Source organism: Neisseria sp. P0021.S005 (assembly GCF_051956955.1).
This window is the reverse complement of the sequence record NZ_JBQCWY010000415.1, coordinates 1-2,664: the sequence shown is the minus strand read 5'-3', so window position 1 is coordinate 2,664 and position 2,664 is coordinate 1. Positions and strand designations below refer to the sequence as shown.

At 54.4% G+C, this 2,664-nt stretch carries 2 protein-coding genes; both read left to right on the top strand.

Annotated features, from left to right (window positions below; translation table 11 throughout):
• Positions 1–50: 50 nt before the first annotated feature.
• Positions 51–1,382 (top strand): metalloprotease PmbA, encoded by a 1,332-nt coding sequence (gene pmbA / locus ACTHUE_RS14965; RefSeq protein ID WP_070461405.1) that lies wholly within the window; start codon positions 51–53, stop codon positions 1,380–1,382.
• Positions 1,383–1,469: 87 nt separating this feature from the next.
• Positions 1,470–2,639: a glycosyltransferase gene (locus ACTHUE_RS14960; RefSeq protein ID WP_070461404.1), complete on the top strand. Its 1,170-nt coding sequence runs from the start codon at positions 1,470–1,472 to the stop codon at positions 2,637–2,639.
• The last annotated feature ends 25 nt before the right edge of the window (positions 2,640–2,664 follow it).

Below are 2,664 nucleotides of genomic sequence, written 5' to 3'. Positions count from 1 at the left end.
GCCGTCTGAAACGGTTAAAATGCCGCAAAACCCTGTCAGGAAACCTTTTTATGCTGTTTAACCACACACCGGACGAGCTGTTGCGCTTGTGCGGACACACGCTGGATTTGGCCAAACAATCCGGCGCCACCGCGGCCGAAGCCGATTTCAGCGAGTCGCTCGGTCAAAGCGTCAGCGTGCGCTTGGGCGAAATCGAACAAATCGAGTTCCAACAAGACAAATCTTTAGACATTACGGTCTATGTCGGCCAACGCAAAGGCCGAGCCAGCACTGCCGACTTTTCCGAACGCGCCCTGCAAGATACGGTCAAAGCCGCCATCGATATTGCACGCTATACCGCCGAAGACGATTGCGCCGGCCTTGCCGACGCTGCCTTGATGGCAACCCATATCGGCGACCTCGACCGCTACCACGAATGGGATTTGAGTACCGAATCCGCCATTGATTTGGCCAAGCAATGCGAACAGGCCGCTCTGTCAACGGACAAACGCATTGAAAATTCCGAAGGCGCATCGGTTCATACCGGCCATTACCAATATGTTTACGGCAACACCCACGGCTTTGCCGCACACCAGCAAAGCACGCACCACAGCATTTCTTGCAGCGTGGTCGCCAGCGACGAACACGGCATGCAGCGCGACTATTGGTATGATTCTTCCTGCCGTCAAGAAGACATGGACGCGCCCGAACTCATCGGCCAAACTGCAGCCGAACGGACTTTACGCCGTCTGAATAGCTGCAGCGTTCCGACCGGCAGCTATCCCGTACTGTTTGATACCACTGTCGCAGTCGGCTTAATCGGCCACCTTATCGGCGCACTCAGCGGCGGCGCGCTCTACCGCCAAAGCAGCTTCCTGATTGACAGTATCGGCAAACAGGTGCTTCCCGAATTTCTCAGCCTTCGCGAAGAACCGCATATCCTGCGCTCGTTCCGCAGCACTTATTTCGATGCCGAGGGCGTGTCCACGCAGCCGCGTTTTGTGGTGAAAGACGGTATCGTCGAAGGCTATTTCCTCAGCAGTTACAGCGCGAAAAAACTCGGTATGCAGACAACGGGCAACGCCGGCGGTGCGCACAATCTGTATCTGAACCACACCCACGCCACGCAGGCCGACCTGTTGAAAGAAATGGGAACAGGTTTGCTGGTTACCGAATTGATGGGACAAGGCGTCAACGGCATTACCGGCGACTACTCGCGCGGCGCGGCCGGTTTTTGGGTGGAAAACGGCGTCATTGCCTATCCGGTTCAGGAAATCACCATTGCCGGACGTTTGCAGGATATGTACCGCGACATCACCGGCGTGGCAGACGACGCATTACGCCGTTCATCCAATCAAATCGGCTCCATCTTGGTTTCTAAAATGACGGTTGCCGGCAACTGATTGAACTAAATATACAAAAGGCCGTCTGAAAGATATCTTTTCTTTTCAGACGGCCTCGCCGTTATCTACTTCCATAAAAAACACATCATGCATATTGTCGTTATCCCCTCTTGGTATCCTTCTTCCGAAACTGACGTGGACGGAATCTTTTTCCGTCTCCAAGCCCAAGCCCTGCAACGTGAAGGCATGAAAATCGGCATGGTCGTACCCATGTTCCGCTACTTGAGAAGTCAGCCGAAAACCATCTTCTCGCGCTTCTACGGCCTGCGCCGCCATCAGCAAGGCGGACTCAACACTTACGCCTACGACAGCATGTATTTCTTCCCGCGCTGCCCGGTTGTCGACATCGACCGCATCCGCTGGGTCAATGCAGGCATGAAAGCTTTTGAAGCCTATATCGCCGACAACGGCAAACCCGACGTAATTCACGCCCATTGCGTCAACTATGCCGCCATTTTGGCCTGTGCCATCTTCAAAAAATACGGCATTCCCTATGTAATTACCGAACACAGCAGCGCCATTTCACGCGGCCTTGTCCGAAAAAACCAATGGCCGTCCATGCACGAAGCCGTGCGCCACAGCGCGACCCGATTCGCCGTCAGCCGTGATTTCTGCCGCATTCTCGAAAAAACCTACGCCGGTACAGACTGGCAATACCTGCCCAATATGCTGGGCGGCAATTTTGAACAGGATTTCGAGTTCCCCGAAAAAAACAATCAAGACTTCACCTTCTGCAGCGTCTCCCACCTGCGCCACCTCAAAGGCCACGACCTGCTCCTGCCTGCTTTTGCCGAAGCACTCAAAACCTATCCGCAGCTCAAACTCAAAATCGGCGGCGGCGGCGTAGAAGAAGGCCGTCTGAAACAACTGGCAAGCGACTTGGGCATCAACCACGCCGTTACCTTTACCGGCGCATTAACCACCGACCAAACCCTGGATCTCATGCGCCACAGCAACGCATTCGTCCTCGCCAGCCGTACCGAGACCTTCGGCGTCGTCTATATCGAAGCACTGTCGCAAGGTTTGCCCGTTATCGCCACACGTTGCGGCGGCCCCCAATCCATCGTCACATCCGACAATGGCCTGTTGGTACCAATTGAAAACATACCGGAACTGACCAAAGCTTTGCTCACCCTCTACGAAAACCATGCACACTACGATCCCGTCCGTTTGCGCCAAGATTGCCTGCAACAATTCGGCAGCCGTGCCATTGCGCAACACCTGATCGACACCTTCCAAAAAGTGCTTAATAAATAGGCATAAACCATACAGGCCGTCTGAA